Here is a 16,822-nt window from a genome sequence, read left to right as displayed (position 1 = left end):
GGCCGTTATGAAAGGTTCGCATGACAGAAGGGTGACGAAACCGATGCCCCTCAACCCGGCAGGCCGAGGCGGCTGCGGATCTTCTCCAGCAGCCGCGGCAGTTCCACCGGCTTGGTGTCGAAATCGTCGCAACCCGCCGCCATCGCCTGCTCGCGGTCCGAGGCCATGGCGTGGGCGGTGAGCGCGATGACCGGGATGGAGGCCGTCTCAGGATGCGCCTTCACCTGCCGCGTCGCCTCCCAGCCGTCGAGCACCGGCAGGCTCATATCCATGAGGATCAGCGCCGGCTTCTCGGCGAGGGCGATGTCCACCCCCTCCTGGCCGTTGACGGCGATCAGCACTTCAAAGCCGTTGCGGGCGAGACGCCGCGAGAGCATGTCGCGGTTCATCTCATTGTCCTCGACGAGGAGAATCTTCGTCATCGCACCCTCTCAATGGCCGTGGCTGGCGATCGTGCCGAGCGCCGCGCCGAGCGAGCCGATCGGCTGCGCGCCCTTGTTCAGGATCAGCAGCGTGTTGCGGGCCAGGAACTCGCGCTCATCCTCGGAGAGTTCCTTGGCGGTGAGCACGACAATGGGCAGCTCGCCATAGGCCGGCTCTGCCCGCACATGGGTGAGGAAGGCGAAGCCGTCCATCTTGGGCATCATCAGGTCGAGCAGCACGAGCGCGGGAAGCGGGTGCGCGCGGAGCCAGGCCAGCGCCTCTTCGCCATTGGCGGCCTCAGCCACCGGCAGGCCGGCGCCCTCGATGGTGGTCCGCATGATCGCGCGCACCTCGGCATCGTCATCGACCACCAGCACCACGCCGTCCTCATTGCCGGGCGCGAATTTATGCACCAGCGCGACCAGCCGTTGCCGGTCGATGGGCTTGGTCATGTATTCCGAGGCGCCGAGCGAATAGCCGAGATTTCGGTCATCGACGATGGTGAGCATGATGACAGGGATATGCGCCAGCGCCGGCTCCGATTTCATGATGCCGAGCACCGACCAGCCGTCGATCTTCGGCATCATCACGTCGAGCGTGACGATATCCGGCGGCTCCTTGCGCATGATGTTGAGCGCCTCCACCCCGTCGCGGGCGTGGCGCAGCACATAGCCTTCCTTGCCGAGGGTGGCGGTGAGCACGTCATGCACCGCCGGGTCGTCATCGACCACCAGCACGGTGATCGCCCCCGGCGTCGTCGGCGCGCCGGGATCGACGATTTCGTCCTCATCGCCGAGCGCGCCCACCAGATGCGCCTCGACCGGCAGCTCGATGGTGAAGGTCGAGCCCTTGCCCGGCTCGCTCGCCACCGCGATGGTGCCGCCGAGCATGGCGGCAAAATGCTTGGTGATGGTGAGCCCGAGGCCGGTGCCGCCGAAATTGCGCGTGGTGGAGGAATCCGCCTGGGTAAAGGCCTGGAACAGCCGGCCCATCTGCTCCTCGCTCATGCCGATGCCGCTGTCGCTGACATCGAAGCGCACCGCCTCGCTGCCATCGGGCATGCGGTCGCGGGCGATGGCCAGCGTCACCGTGCCCTCCTTGGTGAATTTGGCGGCGTTGCTGAGCAGGTTGATAAGGCTCTGCTTGAGCTTGGTGACATCGGTGCGCAGCGTGCCGATATCCACGGGGCAGTCGATGACGAAGCGATTGGCGTTCTTCTGCATCATCGGCCCGACAATGGTCTTCACCTCCTCGACCATGCGGGTCAGGAACACCTGTTCCAGATAGACATCCATACGCCCGGCCTCGATCTTGGAGAGGTCGAGAATGTCGTTGATCAGCCCGAGCAGGTGTTTTCCGGCCGCCTGGATCTTGTCGAGGTCGGCGACCATTGCACTGTCGCCGGCATCGGCGGCGTCCTCGGAGAGGATTTCGCTGTAGCCGATAATGGCGTTGAGCGGCGTGCGCAGTTCGTGGCTCATATTGGCCAGAAACGCCGATTTGACCTGACTGGCGGATTCCGCCGCCTCCTTGGCCTCGCGCAGCTGGTGCTCCATGCGCACCCGGTCGCTGATATCGACGAAGGTGGCGATCACCGCCGGCTTGCCGCGGAAATCCAGCCGCTCATGCGAGACCATGGTGGAGATGGTGGAACCGTCCGCATGCGGCAGGTTGAATTCCTGCCGCTCGCTGGTGGGCGTGGCGAGAATATCTTCCAGCTCCTGCCCCCGCGCGGGATCGGCGAACAGGTCGCGCAGGGGGAGCCCGACCAGCGTGTCGGCGTCGCGGCCGATCAGCCGGCCGAGGCAGCCATTGCAATGGCGCACCACGCGCTCGGCCACATCCATGATGACGAGCCCGATCGGCGCCGCCGCGTCGATGGCGCGCAGCTGCTCCTCATCCTCGCGCAGCTTCATCTCCGCCAGCTTGCGCTCGGTGATGTCGGTGTAGATGGCGATGAAGCCGCCCCCCGGCACGGGATCGCGCCGCACCTCCAGAATGGTGCCGTCGGGGCGGGTGCGCTCGAAGCGGTGCGGCGTTTCCAGCTGGGCCAGGCGCTGGGCGAGCGCGACCTCTATGTCCACATCCCCGAACTCGCCGCGCGCGCCGAGATAGCGGATGTAATCGGAGAAGGTGTGCTCGGTGCCGAGGAACTCGTCCGGCATGTTGAGATAATCGACGAACAGCTGGTTCCAGGTCACCAGCCGGTGCTTGGCGTCGTACATGGCGACACCTTGCGCCATGTTCTCCAGCGTCGCGCGCAAGAGCGTCGCTTCGCTCACCCACTCGTCCTCGGTCATCCCGTCCCTTGCCCCCCTCACTCAGCTGCCGGCGCATCCAGCGTCAGCAGCAGCGCCGCCATGTCGTCAAAGGCCGGCAGGCCCGCCTCGAAGGCCCGCACCGCCGCCGCCAGGCGCGGCAGCGGTGCCGCCTCCTCGCCGAGCGCGGCGAGGAAAGCGCCCACCCGCTCCTCGCCATAGAGGTCGCCGGCATGGTCATGCGCCTCGGTCAGCCCGTCCGTCACCACCATCAGCCGCTCCCCCGCGCCGAGTGGCACGGTGGCGGCGCTGAAGGGGAACTCCTCCATCACGCCGAGCGCCGGACCGCCGGCGGCCGTCAGCCGGCTCACCGTGCCGTCGCGGGCACGCAGATAAGGCGGCACATGGCCGGCGCGCACATAGGTCAACGTGCCCGCCGGCACGTCGACCACCGCCAACAGCAGGGTGACGAACATGCAGGAGGCATTGCCCCGCGCCAGCGCATCGTTCACCAGCCCCGCCGCCCGCGCCGGATCGGCGAACAGTTCGGCCGCGTCCGGCCGTGTGCCGAGCGAACGGAACATGGAATGGGTGCGCGCCATCATCAGCGCCGCGCCGGCGCCCTTGTCGGAGACATCGCCGATGATCGCCACCAGGCGGCTCTCGCCGACGGGGAAATAGTCGACGAGATCCCCACCCACCTCCTTAGCCGGCTCCAGCAGCACGTCGATGGCCACTCTCCGCCCGGCAAAGACGCCGGCGAAGGGCGGCGGCACCAGCGCCAGCTGCAGGGTGCGCGCTTCAATGAGTTCGGCCTGCTTGCGCTTCAGCTCGTCGCGGGTGCGGTCGCGCAGCGCCTTCTTCTCCAGCGTGGCGAGGACGCGGGCGCGCAGCAGGGTGGGATTGAACGGCTTGAAGATGAAATCGTCGGCGCCCAGCTCGATGCAGCGCACCACAGGCTCGATCTCGTTGAGGGCGGAGACGACGATGACCGGCAGATCGTTGATCCGCCCGTCAGCGCGCAGCCGGTCGAGCACGCCGAAACCGTCCAGCTCCGGCATCATGATGTCGAGCAGAACGAGGTCATAGGGCTTCTGGTCGATGGCGGCGAGCGCCTCGATGCCGTTGGCGGCCTCGTCGATATGGGAAAAGCCGAGCCGCTTCAGGCGTCGCAGCAGCAGGTCGCGGTTCTCGGCGACATCGTCGACCACCAGAATCGCCGCGTTCTGGTCCGTCATGATCCCGCTTCCACCGACGTGCTTCTCGACTGCGCCCGGATGCGGGCCCGCGCGGACTATCCACACAATGACAGGGCTTAGCAACGCCGCCGAAGCTTCCGGACAGCGACAAAAGCTGCATGCTCCCGACCTCACGCAGCGGCATCCGTATTGGGGTATGGCAGCGAGGCGGTGCGCCTGCGAACGGCGTACAGGAAGCCGTGGCGCGGGACGCTTCCACACCCTAGATAGGATAGAGGGAGGCGCCACAGACAGCGATGAAGATATTCCGAGCGGGCCTTCTCACAGCGGCACTGGCGGTCTCGGCCAGTCCCACTCTGGCCCAGGTCACCTCACAGCCGAGCCCCTACATGCCCCAGCGACGCGATTCGGTCCGGCCCAACAGCCAGAACCTCATGCAGGGTCCGTCCTATTGGACGCCGCAGCAGCGCCGGCTCAACGTGCCCGGCGCCACCGCCAATCCCAGCCTGCGGCGCGACACCGAGCCCTACCCGCCCCCGCCGCTGCCACCGCCGGTGCGACCGGCGGAAACCCCGGACAAGTAGGGCGGCGGCGATTCCTTTCCGCCCTCCGTCATGCTGAGGCGCCGCCGGAAGGCCGGCCTCGAAGCACCCAAGGCGGTGTGACGCGGCACGCATCTGCGTCCTTCGAGGCCCGGCTGCGCCGGGCACCTGAGGATGACGGACCGGACGGACGCCCCCCAAATGCGCCGTCATCCCGATAGGATATCATCTCGGTCAAGCGGGGGAGAGCTGGGAGTGCCGGCAAATCTCGTGCGCTCCCGGATCGGCCTGTGGCCGTCCGGGATGACACTTTGCGGCGGGTGGCTCAGTCCCGCTGCAGGTCCGGCGGGCTCGCCTCGGCCACCAGGCTCGCCAGCGCCTCGTCCAGCGTGAGCGTGGTCTGGTTAGGTGAGCCGAGCCGGCGGATGGACACGGTGCGCTCGGCCGCTTCCTTGCGCCCGACAACCACAAGCGCCGGCACCTTGGCCAGCGAGTGCTCGCGCACCTTGTAGTTGATCTTCTCGTTGCGCAGGTCGAGTTCGACCCGCAGCCCCATCTTCTTCGCCGCCGCCACGATCTCGCGGGCATAGTCGTCGCCCTCGGAGGTGATGGTCGCCACCACCGCCTGCACCGGCGCCAGCCAGAGCGGGAAATGGCCGGCATGGTGCTCGATGAGGATGCCGGTGAAGCGCTCCATCGAGCCGCAAATGGCGCGGTGGATCATGACCGGCGTCTTCTTCGAGCCGTCGGCATCGACATAGAACGCGCCGAAGCGCTCCGGCAGGTTGAAATCGACCTGCGTCGTGCCGCACTGCCATTCGCGGCCAATCGCGTCGCGCAGCGTGTACTCGAATTTCGGGCCGTAGAAAGCGCCCTCGCCCGGCAATATGCCGGTCTTGATCTTGCCGCCGGACTCCGCCTCGATCTGGGTGAGCACGCGGCCCATCACATCCTCGGCGTGATCCCACACCGCGTCCGAGCCGACGCGCTTCTCCGGCCGGGTGGAGAGCTTGACCACGATCTCCTCGAAACCGAAATCGGCATAGGTGGAGAGGATCAGTTCGTTGATCTTCAGGCACTCCGCCGCCATCTGCTCCTCGGTGCAGAAGATGTGGGCGTCGTCCTGGGTAAAGCCGCGCACGCGCATCAACCCGTGCAGCGCGCCCGAAGGCTCGTAGCGATGCACCGCGCCGAACTCGGCGAGGCGCATGGGCAGGTCGCGATAGCTCTTCAGCCCGTGCTTGAAGATCTGCACATGGCCGGGACAATTCATCGGCTTGAGGGCGTAGACGCGGTCATTGTCATCGGTGTCGCCGGCCGGCTGCACCTTGAACATGTTGTCCTTGTACCAGCCCCAATGGCCGGAGGTTTCCCACAGCGACTTGTCGAGCACCTGCGGCGCGTTGACCTCGCTATAGTCGGCGGCGAGGCGGCGGCGCATATAGGAAACGAGGTTCTGGAACAGGTTCCAGCCTTTGGGGTGCCAGAAAACGACGCCCGGCCCTTCCTCCTGGAAGTGGAACAGGTCCATCTCCCGGCCGAGCCGGCGGTGGTCGCGCTTCTCGGCTTCTTCCAGCTGGAGGATATAGGCGTCGAGTTCTTCCTTGGTCCGCCACGCCGTGCCGTAGATGCGGGTCAGCATCGGGTTGTTGGCGTCGCCGCGCCAATAGGCACCCGCCACCTTCATCAGCTTGAAGGCGTCGCCCACCTTGCCGACGCTCGGCATGTGCGGGCCGCGGCAGAGGTCGAACCACTCGCCCTGCTTGTAGATCTTGATCGTCTGGTCGGCGGGGATGGCGTCCACCAGCTCGACCTTGAACGCCTCGCCCTTCTCCTTGAACACGGCCTTGGTCGTGTCGCGGTCCCAGACTTCCTTGGTGAAGGGCGCGTCGCGGGCGATGATCTCGCGCATCTTCTTTTCGATGGCGGCGAAATCGTCCGGGGTGAACGGCTCGTTGCGGAAGAAGTCGTAATAGAAGCCGTTCTCGATCACCGGGCCGATGGTCACCTGCGTGCCCGGCCACAGCGCCTGCACGGCTTCCGCCAGCACATGGGCGGCGTCGTGGCGAATGAGTTCCAGCGCTTCCGGGCTCTCGCGGGTGACGAGCTCGAACTTGGCGTCCGCCGAAATGGGGTCGGAAAGGTCGGTCAGCACCCCGTCGAGCTTCATCGCCAGCGATTTCTTGGCCAGCGACTTGGCGATGGAGGCGGCGACCTCGGTGCCGGTGGTGCCGGAGGCATAGGCTCGGACGGCGCCATCGGGAAAGGTGAGGTGGATTTCGGACATGGTATCGGCTCCTGCCCACTCCTGCGAACCACGCAGGTAGGCTCATCTGAGGTCACGTATCGCGCGCGTCCGGCGGCTGCGGGGTCCGCGCGTAGCGCCACGGCATATACCACGCGCCCGCACGCGGCAATTCGGCCGGCACCGGCTCGAAGCCCGACCCGCCCCAGGGGTGGCAGCGGCAGATGCGCCCCGCCGCCATCCAGCCGCCCGCCCAGGCGCCATGGCGGTCGATCGCCTCCTCGGCGAATTCCGAGCAGGTGGGGAGATAGCGGCACTGCCGGCCCATGAAGGCGGAGAAGCTGTAGCGATAGACGAGGATCGGCGCCCGCAGCATCAGCCGCGGCAGCCGTGCCGCCAGGGCTGCGACACTCGCCTGCGGCTTCGGCGCCGTCATCGCCCGCCCCTAACCGGGAACCGGCGGGACTCCGCCGCGTTGCCCCTGTGAGACACCGGCGCGCAGGCCGGAGGGCAGCCCGGGAGCAGACGACGATGAACACCCGATTCTGGACAATGACGGCGCTGGCGGCGGGCCTCGTCCTGGCCGGCCCGGCCTTCGCCCAGGAGCCGGCGGCGCCCGCGCCTGCCGAGACCCCGCCCACCCCTCACGTGCCCCCCGGCGCGGCGGGCGGCACGCAGCCCGAGCCGGCCGCCGCAACTTCGCCCGAAGTCGATCCGGACATGCAGCGGGTCGCGGCCTGCAAGGCCGACGCGCTGGCCAAGCTGAAGCAGCGTTCGCCCTCGATTGAAGACCTCTATATTGAGATTGACGGCCTCACCATCGCGGAAGCCGCGAGCAAGTTGGGCGACACGTCCGTCAAGGGCGTGATCATGGGCGAGGCCTATATCCAACGCGACCGCTCCGACACCGCCAACCGCTTCCTCTGCCTCACCGGCGAGAATGACGAGGTATTGTTCACCTTCTTCACCGAGCGCTAGGCGCGCCCTACTCCGCCGCTTGGGCCTTCCGTGCGTCGATCTGGTCGAGCGCGTCGACCACCGCGTCGAAGGTGAGCAGCGTCGAGGCGTGGCGCGCCTTGTAGTCGCGCACCGGCTCCAGCACCTTCAGTTCGGCCCAGCGGCCTTCCGGCGGCGCGCCGTTCTCTTTCAGCATCCGCCGCATCGCCTCGCGCACCGCGCGCAGCTCGTCCGCGGTGGAGCCGACGACCAGCGCCCCCATGACGGAGGACGAGGCCTGCCCGAGCGCGCAGGCGCGCACCTCATGGGCGAAATCCGCCACCACGCCGTCGCGCAGCGCGAGATCTATGGTGACGGTGGAACCGCAAAGCTTGGAATGCGCCGTTGCCGTCGCATCGGGAGCCGCGAGGCGGCCCAGGCGTGGTATATCGGCGGCGAGTTCCAGTATCCGGCGGTTATAGACGTCGTTCAGCATAAGGCTCGATCCCTGCACGACGGGCGGTGATCCCCGCACAGGCCGCGTCCGCCCGATTGCGGCCAGCCCTGCGTGGCTTATATAGGAGCGGTCGCCCCCCTGCGAAAGCAGCGGAAGCGATCTGTCTTTCGGCAGGCGCGCCGGGCGGCTATGGTCGGTATGATGCTGATCCGTGGCGGGTATTGGCACGTAGGACGGATTTGACCGAAGCAGTCGGGCTGCGGATCATAATGCGTCGTCGAACGGAGTTCGTCATGGATGCCGTGCTTGAAACACTGATGCGCAGCGCCCAGAGCGAGAAGGAGGCCTCCACCGAGCGCCGCCCCTCCCGTGAAGAGGCCGAGGCCGCCGTTCGCACCCTCATCGCCTGGGCCGGCGACGACCCGACTCGCGAGGGTCTGCTGGACACCCCCAAGCGCGTCGTGCGCGCCTATGAGGAACTCTACAGCGGCTACCGTGTCGGGCCGGAAACCATTCTCGACCGTACCTTCGGCGAGATCGGCAATTTCGACGACATGGTGATGGTGCGCGATATCGAGTTCCATTCCCATTGCGAGCACCACATGGTGCCGTTCGTCGGCAAGGCGCACATCGCCTATTTCCCGGTCGAGCGTGTGGTGGGCCTCTCCAAGATCGCCCGCATCGTCGATATCTACGCGCGTCGCCTGCAGACGCAGGAGCACCTGACCTCGCAGATCATCACCGCGATGGACGAGATCCTGAAGCCGCGTGGCGTCGCCGTGCTGGTCGAGGCCGAGCATATGTGCATGGCCATGCGCGGCGTGCGCAAGCAGGGCGCGTCCACCGTCACCACCCAGTTCACCGGCGTTTTCCGCGACGATCCGCAGGAGCAGGTTCGCTTCATGAGCCTGCTGCGCGGCCTGCGGCCGTAAGGACGCCGCCTCCGCACAGGCTTCGATGACCGAGATTTCCTTCGCCCCCCGCGGCAGCAAGGCCGAGATCGAGGAGGGCGAACGCCTCTCCCCGAAATTCGACGCCGATGGCCTCCTCACCGCCGTGACCGTCGATGCCGACGACGGCACCGTGCTGATGGTTGCGCACATGAACGCGCAGGCGCTCGCCCTGACCATCGAGACCGGCGTGGCGCATTATTTCAGCCGCTCGCGCGGGCGGCTGTGGAAGAAGGGCGAGGAAAGCGGCCACCTCCAGCAGGTGGTGGACCTGCGGGTCGATTGCGACCAGGACGCGGTGGTTCTGCGCGTGCGCATGCCCGCGCTCGGCCCAGGCGTGCCCGGCGCGGCCTGTCACACCGGGCACCGCTCCTGCTTCTTCCGTTCCGTGCCGCTGGGCGCGGCGCCGACGCCCGAACTGGCGCTCGCCGTCAATGATGACGGCCCGCTGTTCGATCCGGCCAAAGTCTACGGGCTGACGAAGAAGACCGACACGCCGCGTTTTTAGCGGCGCCGCCCGCTCCGGCTCCGCCCCTTGAGCCGTCCTCCCGGCCGGAGCGAAGCCGCAGAGCCGGGTTCGCCGTCCCGTCCCACGTGTACAGCGCGAGCCGGCATCGCTCCGCCATACGGACCGCGATCCCGGATCGGCCTGCCGGCCGTCCGGGATGACGACTTCTGGCGGGGCGGCTCACGCCGAGAGAATGTATTCCCGCATGGCGTGGCTCTCGCGCTCCATTTCGGCCAGGCGGTGCTTGACCACGTCGCCGATGGAGATGATGCCGACCAGCTTGCCGCCCTGCACCACCGGAAGGTGGCGGAAGCGGCCGGCGGTCATGTGCTCCATGATCTGGTGAACCGTCTCATTGCCATCGCAGGTGACGACGCGCGAGGTCATCACTGAGCCGACCGTATCGTCGAGCCGGCCGGGCCCGTCGAGGCCGATCACGCGCACCACGTCGCGCTCCGAAAGAATGCCGACCACCCGCCGCTCGGGGTCCGTCACCACAATGGCGCCGATGCGCTTGGCCGCCAGAAGCTCCGTCGCCTCGCGCAGCGTCGCCTCGGGAGCGATCGTCTGAACATCGAAGCCCTTTTCCTCAAGAATCGTCCGAACCGTCATGCAAGCCTCCTTCCCGGAATGCGGGACGGCTGGAACGCGCTCCATCCACCGCCCGCCTTGTTCGGCTTCTTCCCCCATCGGGGCGAGCCACGGAGGAATGATCCGCCTTAACCTTCCGGCAGGCAAGGGGCGCGGCAGCAAACAGTTCGGCGACTTAGAAGCGGGAGGTGCGGGAATAGCTGTCGCTGCCGGGACGGCGGCGGATGGGGTCGAACAGCGGAAAGGCCAGCAGGCCGGCGAGGAAGCCGCCCATATGCGCCTGCCACGCCAAGGTACCCTCGACGGGGCTCATGGGGACGCCTAAGCCAAAGGCGAGATTGATGACTAATACGACACCGATGAAGGTGATAACGCGCCGGCTGCGCAGCACCTCCGTCAGCGGCATAGCCGGAAACTGAGCAGCCCCGTCCATCATGCCGGAACGCCACGCGCCCTGCCTTTCACGGGTGAACATGAAGCGCGCCGCCGCGGCCATGAAGCCGTATACGGTCGCAGAAGCGCCAATCATTGGCACCAGTTCGCCCTCATGGGTGACGAGATGCAGTCCCGCTCCCGCCGCAGCGGTGAAGGCGAAGAACAAGAGGAAGCGCAGCACGCCGAAACGCTGCGCCACCGGCGTGCCGAACACAAGCATCCACAACAGGTTCAGCCCGACATGGGCCCAGCCGCCATGCAGGAAGGCATAGGTAATGAAGGTCCACGCATCCGCCGCCGCGCCACCGGGCAGCACACCCTCAGCGAGAATCGACGGATCGTAGCGGGCGGGAATGAAGGCGAAGAGCGCCAGAATCTCGATGCCCGTCTCGACATCCACCCAGTCACGCACCAGCTGGATGAGCAGCATCGCCGCCGCCAGCACGGTAATGACCGGCGGCACGTTGAGAAGCGGTTCGCGTCTGTGGGCGGCAAGGCGGGGCGGTTCAAGCACACCGATCACATAAGCGTCCCGCCGCAAGGCGGCAAGGTCGCACCGCGCCGCACCGGGCCGAAACCCGTTTCCGCCGGCTTAAGCGGCGTGATGAACAGTTTGCCTATTGCTTTGGTTAACGCCAATAAAAAACCTATTAACGTTCTCTATCCGTCGTAGTGATGAATCGTCGCCATCGCTTAGACGCGTATAAAATCCTTCGCGCTAAGCTCTCATCCAGTGACAGGGATGAGGTACGCGATGAAAAAGAGGCTCGAACGGGCCCTTCTCGCGGCGGGTCAGGCGGTTCTTGCGGCTGCCTTTGCGGCGGTGCTGACACCCGCCGAGCCCGCACAGGCGGAGAAGACGGTGGCGATGCTCTCCAGCTTCGCCGCCAACATGGCGCCCGGCGCGCAGACCAGCGTGCCGATGGGCTATTTCCAGTTCTGCACCGAGCACCCCGCTGATTGCGGCTCGGCGGCCGGCACCGGGGGTAAGGTGGCGTTGACGGAGGCCAATTTCGCCCAGCTGCGCAAGGTCAATGACGAGATCAACGGCCGCATCCAGCCGCTGACCGATCTCGAACATTACGGCGAGATCGAGCGCTGGACCTATCCGGACGACGGCTTCGGCGATTGCGAGGATTATGTTCTGCTCAAGCGCCGCACGCTGGTCGAACTCGGCTGGCCGGCGGACACGCTGCTCGTCACCGTGGTGCGCGACCACAAGGGCGACGGCCATGCGGTCCTCACCGTGGTGACGGACCGCGGCGACCTCGTGCTCGACAATCAGGAAGCGGCGATCCTGCTCTGGCACGAGACAGGCTATCGCTTCGTCAAGCGCCAGGCGCAGCAGAACACCGACAGCTGGGTCTCGCTCGGCGACGTGCTGGCGCCGCTCTCGGTCGGCCGCAACTAGCTGGCCGCCTCCCACTCCCGGCGCAGCAGGGCGTATTGCATCGTGTTCTCATAGACGGGCTTGCCGTGCTCATCCTCGCGGAAGGAGATGAACTCCCGGAACAGCCCCTCGACCCGCATGCCGAGCCGTTCGCACAGGTGCCGTGAGGAGACATTGTCCTCCTCGACATAGGCATAGAGCCGCCGCGCCTGTTTCACCGTGAACAGATAGTCGAACAGCGCCCGCGCCGCCTCCGTGGCGAAGCCAGCCCCAGAGAACGCCGCATTGAAGTTCCAGCCGACCGAATAGGTGTCGGGCGGTTCCGGCATGGCGAACACGTCGCCGATCACCCGCCCGGTCGCGGCCAGACAGACGGCGATGTTCTCGTCGCTGCCGGCGCGCTCCGTCGCTTCGGCCTCCGCCGCCGCGAGATCGTCCAGCTTGAGCGAGTGAAAGCAGTTGGCGCCCGGTTCGCGCAGATAGGCCAGCAGGTCGGGGGCATCCTCGGGGCGGAAATTCCGCAGCACCAACCGTTCAGTGCGGATCGCGTCCATGTGGGCGTCTCCGGGCGCGAAGCGCTCTCAGTCGATGCGCTTCAGCCCTTCGGCGAAGCGCCGCCAGTTGCGCACATAATGCGCGGCAGTGCCGTGGATGCGCTTCTCCATCGCCTCGTCGAGGGTGCGGATCACCTTGCCCGGCGCCCCGACGATCAGGCAATTGTCGGGATATTCCTTGCCCTCGGTGATGAGCGCGCCCGCGCCCACCAGGCAGTTGCGGCCGATCCTCGCACCGTTGAGGATCGTCGCTCCCATGCCGATCAGGCTGTTGGCGCCGATCGTGCAACCGTGCAGCATCGCCTTGTGGCCGATGGTGCAGTCCTCGCCGATGCTCATGGGGAAGCCGGGATCGGTGTGCAGCGCGCACAGTTCCTGGATATTCACCCGGGCGCCGAGCGTGATCCGCTCATTGTCGCCGCGGATGACCGAGCCGAACCACACGCTCGCCTCGTCGCCCACCACGATATTGCCGATCAGCTCGGCGGTGGCGGCGATCCAGTAGCGGCCGAACGCCGGGAGTTCCGGCGCCACCCCGTCGAGCGCGTAGACCGGCATCGCCTCAGTCCTCGAGATCGGTGTCGAGAATGGCCATCTGGAAGTTATAGGAAAGCTCGCCGTCTTCCTTGTCCTCGAACAGGACGCCGATGAACTCGTCGCCGAGATAGACCTCGGCCGAATCCTTCTTCTTCGGCCGCGCGACGACGCGCAGCTGGGTGTTGGTGAACAGGCGCCGCATGTAGGTCTGGACGCGTTCCAGGTCCTTCTTTTCCAAGTCCGTGCTCCCAAGGGGGTTGATCGGGCGGCAGGCTTGCCACGCCACGACGGCCGGCGCAACCGCACCGGCACAATCGCCTGTTCACACCGGCGCGCCGGAATGCTCGCGTCTCAGATCGCCTCGCCGAAGAAAGTCGGCATATCGGCGAAATGGTCGAACATCTGGTCCATGCTGCGTGAGGGCTCGGCACAGCCGGCCTCCCCCACCACTTTCGCCGGCACACCCGCCACGGTGGTGCGGGCCGGGACGGGCTTCAGCACCACCGAGCCGGCGGCGACGCGGGCGCAATGGCCCACTTCGATATTGCCGAGCACCTTCGCGCCCGCCCCCAGCAGCACGCCCTGGCGGATCTTCGGGTGCCGGTCGCCATGCTCCTTGCCGGTACCGCCCAGCGTCACGCCCTGCAGCACCGAGACATTGTCCTCGATCACCGCCGTCTCGCCCACGACGATGCCGGTGGCATGGTCGAAGAAAATGCCACGGCCGAAGGGCGCCGCCGGATTGATGTCCACCTGATTCACCGCCGAGGAACGGCTCTGCAGATAGAGCGCGAAATCGGTGCGCCCGTTCTTCCACAGCCAATGCGCCAGACGGTGGGTCTGGATGGCGTGGAAGCCCTTGTAATAGAGCAAGGGCTGGATCGCCCGGTCGGTGGCCGGGTCGCGGTCGAGCACGGCGACGATGTCAGCGCGGATGGCGACGCCAAGCCCCGGATCGTCCGCCGCCGCTTCTTCGAAGGCCTGGCGGATGATGTCCGCCGGCACGTCGCCATGGTCGAGCCGCTGGGCGATGCGGTGCGCCACCGCCTTCTCCAGCGAGGTGTGGTAGAGCACCGTCGAATAGACGAAGCTGGCCAGCGCCGGCTCGCGCTGGGTGATGGTCTCGGCTTCCGTGCGGATGCGCGCCCAGACCGGATCGACCTTGTCGAGCGCACGCGGCGCCTCGACGCGCTGAAGAGAGTTCACAGCCATTTTTTCTGCCCTCGCCGTTCGCCTTTGCGGCGTCGGCCAGATGTCCCGAGTTGGTCTGAGCCTAGCACAGCACCCGGTGCCGGCCTATGCCGTCGGGATTGCAGGATTGCATTGTCGCGTTCCGGTGCCGGGAGGCACGACAGCAAGGCTGACACGGCGCGGAATCGAAATGTCAGCTTTCCCGCGCAAGCGATTCCGCCGACTCCGCTTATTCCGCCTGACGGGCGGCCTCGCGCCCGCGTCTAACGCGACCGCGAGCGGCACCCCCGACGGACGGATGCGACGAGTAGCGCAAAGAGGCCCGGCCGCACGGTCCGGCGCCTGCGCCGGGAAGGACACAACGGCGTTGGCCCGGGGCGGAATCGGAATGTCAGCGCTTCCCGGCAAACCGCTTATCCGACTCTCGTTTTTGGCCTGCCGACGCCGCTCACGCCGCGCTTTTCGGCGCCACCGTGAGGGTGAGCCCAAGCGCCCGTACGACACCGAGCAGCGTGGACAGGCGCGGATCGCCTTCTGCGCTCAGCGCCTTGTACAGCGCCTCGCGCGTCACCCCGGCATCCCTGGCGATCTTGGTCATGCCTTTGGACCGGGCTATGTCGCCTAGGCCGGCAGCGATCAGCGCAGGGTCCCCATCCTCGAAGATCGCTTCGAGATAGGCAGCTATGCTCTCCGGTGTGTCGAGGCCGTCGGCCGCATCCCACGGGATGATTTCGAGCGCCATCTCTCACTCCTTCCATTCACTGGCGAGCGCTTTGGCTGCGGCTATATCCTTGTCCTGCGAGCGCTTATCGCCGCCGCAGAGCAAAATGGCCAGCACGCTTCCCCGTTGCACGAAGTAGACCCGATAGCCGGGGCCGTAATCGATGCGAAGCTCACGGACGCCCTCGCCGACCGGCTTCGCATCGCCCGGATTGCCGAGGGAAAGGCGTCGAATGCGGGCACGTATCCGTGCTGCGGCGGCCCCATCCCGCAGCCGAGCAAACCATCGCGCAAACTCAGCCGTCTGCCGCACCTCGACCATGAGCGTGAACTATAATTCACACGGCGCGCGCTGTAAACGCGCGTTCAGGCCTGCTCGCTCAGGAACGCCAGCACCGCTTCCTTGAACACCTTGTCGCCCACGGCGCGCATGTGGTCGCGATCGGGAATGTCGACCGCGCGCGCGCCTGATATCAGCGCCGCGAGCGGAGCGGCGGCACCGGACACCTCGTCGCGGGTGCCGACCGCGATCAGCGTCGGCACGGCGATCCGCATCACCTCTTCGCGGCTCAGCGTGCGGCGCGAGCCGACGATGCAGGCGGCGAGCGCCTCGCGGTCGCTCCTGGTCTGGTCGGCGAAGGCGCGGAACATGCGGCCCATCGGGTCGGTCACGTCGTCGAGGCTGGGGGCGCGCAGCGCGTCGGCGATGGTGATGGGCAGGCCGGCGCCGGCGATGAGGTGAATGCCGATGCCGCCCAGCACCAGCGCGCGCACCCGCTCCGGCGCGGTCAGCGCGGCGCAGGCGCTGATGCGCCCGCCCATGGAGTAGCCCATCAAATCGACCTGGGGGAGGCCAAGATGGTCGATCAGCGCCAGCACATCGCGCGCCATCAGCCAGGGATCGTAAAGCTCGGGCTGGTAGAGTTTGGCGGAGGCACCATGGCCGCGATTGTCGAGCGCGACCACCCGCCGTCCCGCCCCGGTGAGGGTCGAGACCCAGCCCGGCCCGACCCAGTTGATCTCCTTGGTTGAGCCGAAGCCGTGCACCAGCACGATCGGCGCGCCCTCCCCCTCGTCGAGATAGGCGAATTCGATACCGTCATGGGAGAAGGTCGGCATGGCGTGCTCCGTTCAGGGAGCGCGCACGCTAATGAGCCCGCCCCGCCCTGCCAAGCGCTGGCGCGAGGGCGTCACGTCTCCAGCTTGGCCAGGAGATCCTCATAGACAAGGAGGTCGGCATCGGAGAAACAGCAGAAGATGATGTCCGCCGGCACGCCCGGCCGGTCGCGCAATCCCGCCGCTGTCGCCACCGCGATGCCCGCCGCCCGCGCGATGGGATAGCCGTAGCGCCCGGTGCTGATGCCCGGAAAGGCGATGCTGCCGAGGCCATGCGTGCGCGCGAGCTCGATGCTGCCGCCATAGCATTGCGCCAGCAACGCATCTTCGCCATGCCCGCCCCCACGCCAGACCGGACCGACCGTGTGCAGGACGAAGCGCGCCGGCAGCTTGTAGCCGCGCGTCATCTTGACCTCGCCGGTCCGGCAACCGCCGAGCAGCCGGCATTCGTGCAGCATCTCCGGTCCCGCCGCGCGGTGGATCGCGCCGTCCACGCCGCCACCGCCGAGCAGCGACGAATTGGCCGCATTGACGATGGCGTCGACGGCAAGAGTGGTGATGTTGGCCTTGATGGCACGCAGCGCGATCATCGGAAGCTCCTGGGGTCGAGACTCAACGCAGCCAACACGAGACGAGAGCTGCTAGGCAGCGGCCGGCGACATAGTTCCTCGCGAGCTTGTCGTATCGGGTGGCGATTCGCCTGAAATCCTTGGGGCGGCAGAACATGCGTTCGATTGCGGTCAGGGCGGCGCAGATGCGCCCTCCCTGAA

The 16,822-nt window shown here is 66.9% G+C and carries 21 protein-coding genes and 1 pseudogene; 5 read left to right on the top strand and 17 right to left on the bottom strand.

The window, feature by feature from the left end; genetic code table 11:
• Positions 1-50: 50 nt before the first annotated feature.
• From ACP2AH_RS19700 to ACP2AH_RS19690, 3 genes are read right to left on the bottom strand one after another with little or no spacing between them, the layout of a single operon-like run.
• A complete protein-coding gene (locus ACP2AH_RS19700; RefSeq protein WP_244376287.1) occupies positions 51-422 on the bottom strand; it encodes a response regulator in 372 nt (123 codons plus the stop codon).
• 9 nt (positions 423-431) lie between these two features.
• Complete coding sequence (locus ACP2AH_RS19695) at positions 432-2,723, bottom strand: response regulator (protein WP_425107354.1); 2,292 nt, start codon at positions 2,721-2,723, stop codon at positions 432-434.
• A 17-nt stretch (positions 2,724-2,740) separates the two neighbouring features.
• Complete coding sequence (locus tag ACP2AH_RS19690; protein ID WP_425107353.1) at positions 2,741-3,919, bottom strand: PP2C family protein-serine/threonine phosphatase; 1,179 nt, start codon at positions 3,917-3,919, stop codon at positions 2,741-2,743.
• Positions 3,920-4,269: 350 nt separating this feature from the next.
• Between ACP2AH_RS19690 and ACP2AH_RS19685 the strand changes: the two genes are divergently transcribed.
• Complete coding sequence (locus ACP2AH_RS19685; protein WP_244376281.1) at positions 4,270-4,464, top strand: hypothetical protein; 195 nt, start codon at positions 4,270-4,272, stop codon at positions 4,462-4,464.
• A gap of 283 nt (positions 4,465-4,747) precedes the next feature.
• Here the strand turns inward: ACP2AH_RS19685 and thrS are convergent, their stop codons facing one another.
• Together thrS and yidD are read right to left on the bottom strand one after the other, a co-directional pair.
• A complete protein-coding gene (gene thrS, locus ACP2AH_RS19680) occupies positions 4,748-6,709 on the bottom strand; it encodes a threonine--tRNA ligase (RefSeq protein WP_425107352.1) in 1,962 nt (653 codons plus the stop codon).
• A gap of 52 nt (positions 6,710-6,761) precedes the next feature.
• A complete protein-coding gene (yidD, locus tag ACP2AH_RS19675) occupies positions 6,762-7,103 on the bottom strand; it encodes a membrane protein insertion efficiency factor YidD (protein WP_425107351.1) in 342 nt (113 codons plus the stop codon).
• 95 nt (positions 7,104-7,198) lie between these two features.
• Between yidD and ACP2AH_RS19670 the strand changes: the two genes are divergently transcribed.
• A complete protein-coding gene (locus tag ACP2AH_RS19670; protein ID WP_425107350.1) occupies positions 7,199-7,645 on the top strand; it encodes a hypothetical protein in 447 nt (148 codons plus the stop codon).
• Positions 7,646-7,652: 7 nt separating this feature from the next.
• On the opposite strand, the gene ACP2AH_RS19665 is transcribed toward ACP2AH_RS19670, so the two are convergent.
• The gene (locus ACP2AH_RS19665; RefSeq protein WP_425107349.1) at positions 7,653-8,099 is read right to left on the bottom strand and encodes an iron-sulfur cluster assembly scaffold protein; all 447 of its coding nucleotides are present in this window, start codon (positions 8,097-8,099) and stop codon (positions 7,653-7,655) included.
• A 254-nt stretch (positions 8,100-8,353) separates the two neighbouring features.
• Between ACP2AH_RS19665 and folE the strand changes: the two genes are divergently transcribed.
• Both folE and hisI read left to right on the top strand, forming a co-directional pair.
• A complete protein-coding gene (gene folE, locus ACP2AH_RS19660; protein WP_421700560.1) occupies positions 8,354-8,992 on the top strand; it encodes a GTP cyclohydrolase I FolE in 639 nt (212 codons plus the stop codon).
• A gap of 25 nt (positions 8,993-9,017) precedes the next feature.
• On the top strand, positions 9,018-9,518 hold the full coding sequence (gene hisI / locus ACP2AH_RS19655) for a phosphoribosyl-AMP cyclohydrolase (protein WP_425107348.1): 501 nt from the start codon (positions 9,018-9,020) through the stop codon (positions 9,516-9,518).
• Positions 9,519-9,698: 180 nt separating this feature from the next.
• On the opposite strand, the gene ACP2AH_RS19650 is transcribed toward hisI, so the two are convergent.
• On the bottom strand, positions 9,699-10,130 hold the full coding sequence (locus tag ACP2AH_RS19650; RefSeq protein ID WP_425107347.1) for a CBS domain-containing protein: 432 nt from the start codon (positions 10,128-10,130) through the stop codon (positions 9,699-9,701).
• Between the two features lie 154 nt (positions 10,131-10,284).
• A complete protein-coding gene (locus tag ACP2AH_RS19645; protein WP_425107346.1) occupies positions 10,285-11,067 on the bottom strand; it encodes a rhomboid family intramembrane serine protease in 783 nt (260 codons plus the stop codon).
• A 231-nt stretch (positions 11,068-11,298) separates the two neighbouring features.
• Between ACP2AH_RS19645 and ACP2AH_RS19640 the strand changes: the two genes are divergently transcribed.
• The gene (locus tag ACP2AH_RS19640; protein WP_425107345.1) at positions 11,299-11,955 is read left to right on the top strand and encodes a transglutaminase-like cysteine peptidase; all 657 of its coding nucleotides are present in this window, start codon (positions 11,299-11,301) and stop codon (positions 11,953-11,955) included.
• Here ACP2AH_RS19640 and ACP2AH_RS19635 read toward each other — a convergent pair.
• The 9 genes and pseudogenes from ACP2AH_RS19635 to ACP2AH_RS19595 form a co-directional block, all read right to left on the bottom strand.
• Positions 11,952-12,488, bottom strand: coding sequence for a GNAT family N-acetyltransferase (locus tag ACP2AH_RS19635; protein ID WP_425107344.1), 537 nt, complete (start codon positions 12,486-12,488; stop codon positions 11,952-11,954). The two genes, ACP2AH_RS19640 and ACP2AH_RS19635, sit on opposite strands and share 4 nt — an antisense overlap.
• A 27-nt stretch (positions 12,489-12,515) precedes the next feature.
• Entirely contained in the window at positions 12,516-13,046 is a 531-nt protein-coding gene (locus ACP2AH_RS19630) for a gamma carbonic anhydrase family protein (RefSeq protein WP_425107343.1), read from the bottom strand.
• Positions 13,047-13,050: 4 nt separating this feature from the next.
• Positions 13,051-13,263 carry a DUF3126 family protein gene (locus ACP2AH_RS19625; protein WP_018391302.1) on the bottom strand — a complete coding sequence of 71 codons (213 nt, stop codon included), beginning with the start codon at positions 13,261-13,263 and terminating at the stop codon, positions 13,051-13,053.
• A gap of 113 nt (positions 13,264-13,376) precedes the next feature.
• Positions 13,377-14,237, bottom strand: a complete 861-nt coding sequence (gene cysE, locus ACP2AH_RS19620; RefSeq protein ID WP_425107342.1) for a serine O-acetyltransferase — start codon at positions 14,235-14,237, stop codon at positions 13,377-13,379.
• Positions 14,238-14,664: 427 nt separating this feature from the next.
• Positions 14,665-14,958, bottom strand: a complete 294-nt coding sequence (locus ACP2AH_RS19615) for an addiction module antidote protein (RefSeq protein WP_425107341.1) — start codon at positions 14,956-14,958, stop codon at positions 14,665-14,667.
• A gap of 3 nt (positions 14,959-14,961) precedes the next feature.
• Entirely contained in the window at positions 14,962-15,258 is a 297-nt protein-coding gene (locus tag ACP2AH_RS19610) for a type II toxin-antitoxin system RelE/ParE family toxin (RefSeq protein WP_425107340.1), read from the bottom strand.
• Positions 15,259-15,302: 44 nt separating this feature from the next.
• On the bottom strand, positions 15,303-16,055 hold the full coding sequence (locus ACP2AH_RS19605; RefSeq protein WP_425107339.1) for an alpha/beta fold hydrolase: 753 nt from the start codon (positions 16,053-16,055) through the stop codon (positions 15,303-15,305).
• 71 nt (positions 16,056-16,126) lie between these two features.
• Entirely contained in the window at positions 16,127-16,642 is a 516-nt protein-coding gene (locus ACP2AH_RS19600) for an O-acetyl-ADP-ribose deacetylase (protein ID WP_425107338.1), read from the bottom strand.
• A gap of 22 nt (positions 16,643-16,664) precedes the next feature.
• Positions 16,665-16,787: pseudogene (locus ACP2AH_RS19595) on the bottom strand (IS5/IS1182 family transposase); the annotation flags it as partial.
• Between the last annotated feature and the right edge of the window lie 35 nt (positions 16,788-16,822).

The organism is Ancylobacter sp. (assembly GCF_965249975.1).
GTDB lineage: Bacteria > Pseudomonadota > Alphaproteobacteria > Rhizobiales > Xanthobacteraceae > Ancylobacter.
This window is presented reverse-complemented; position numbering and strand designations above follow the sequence as displayed.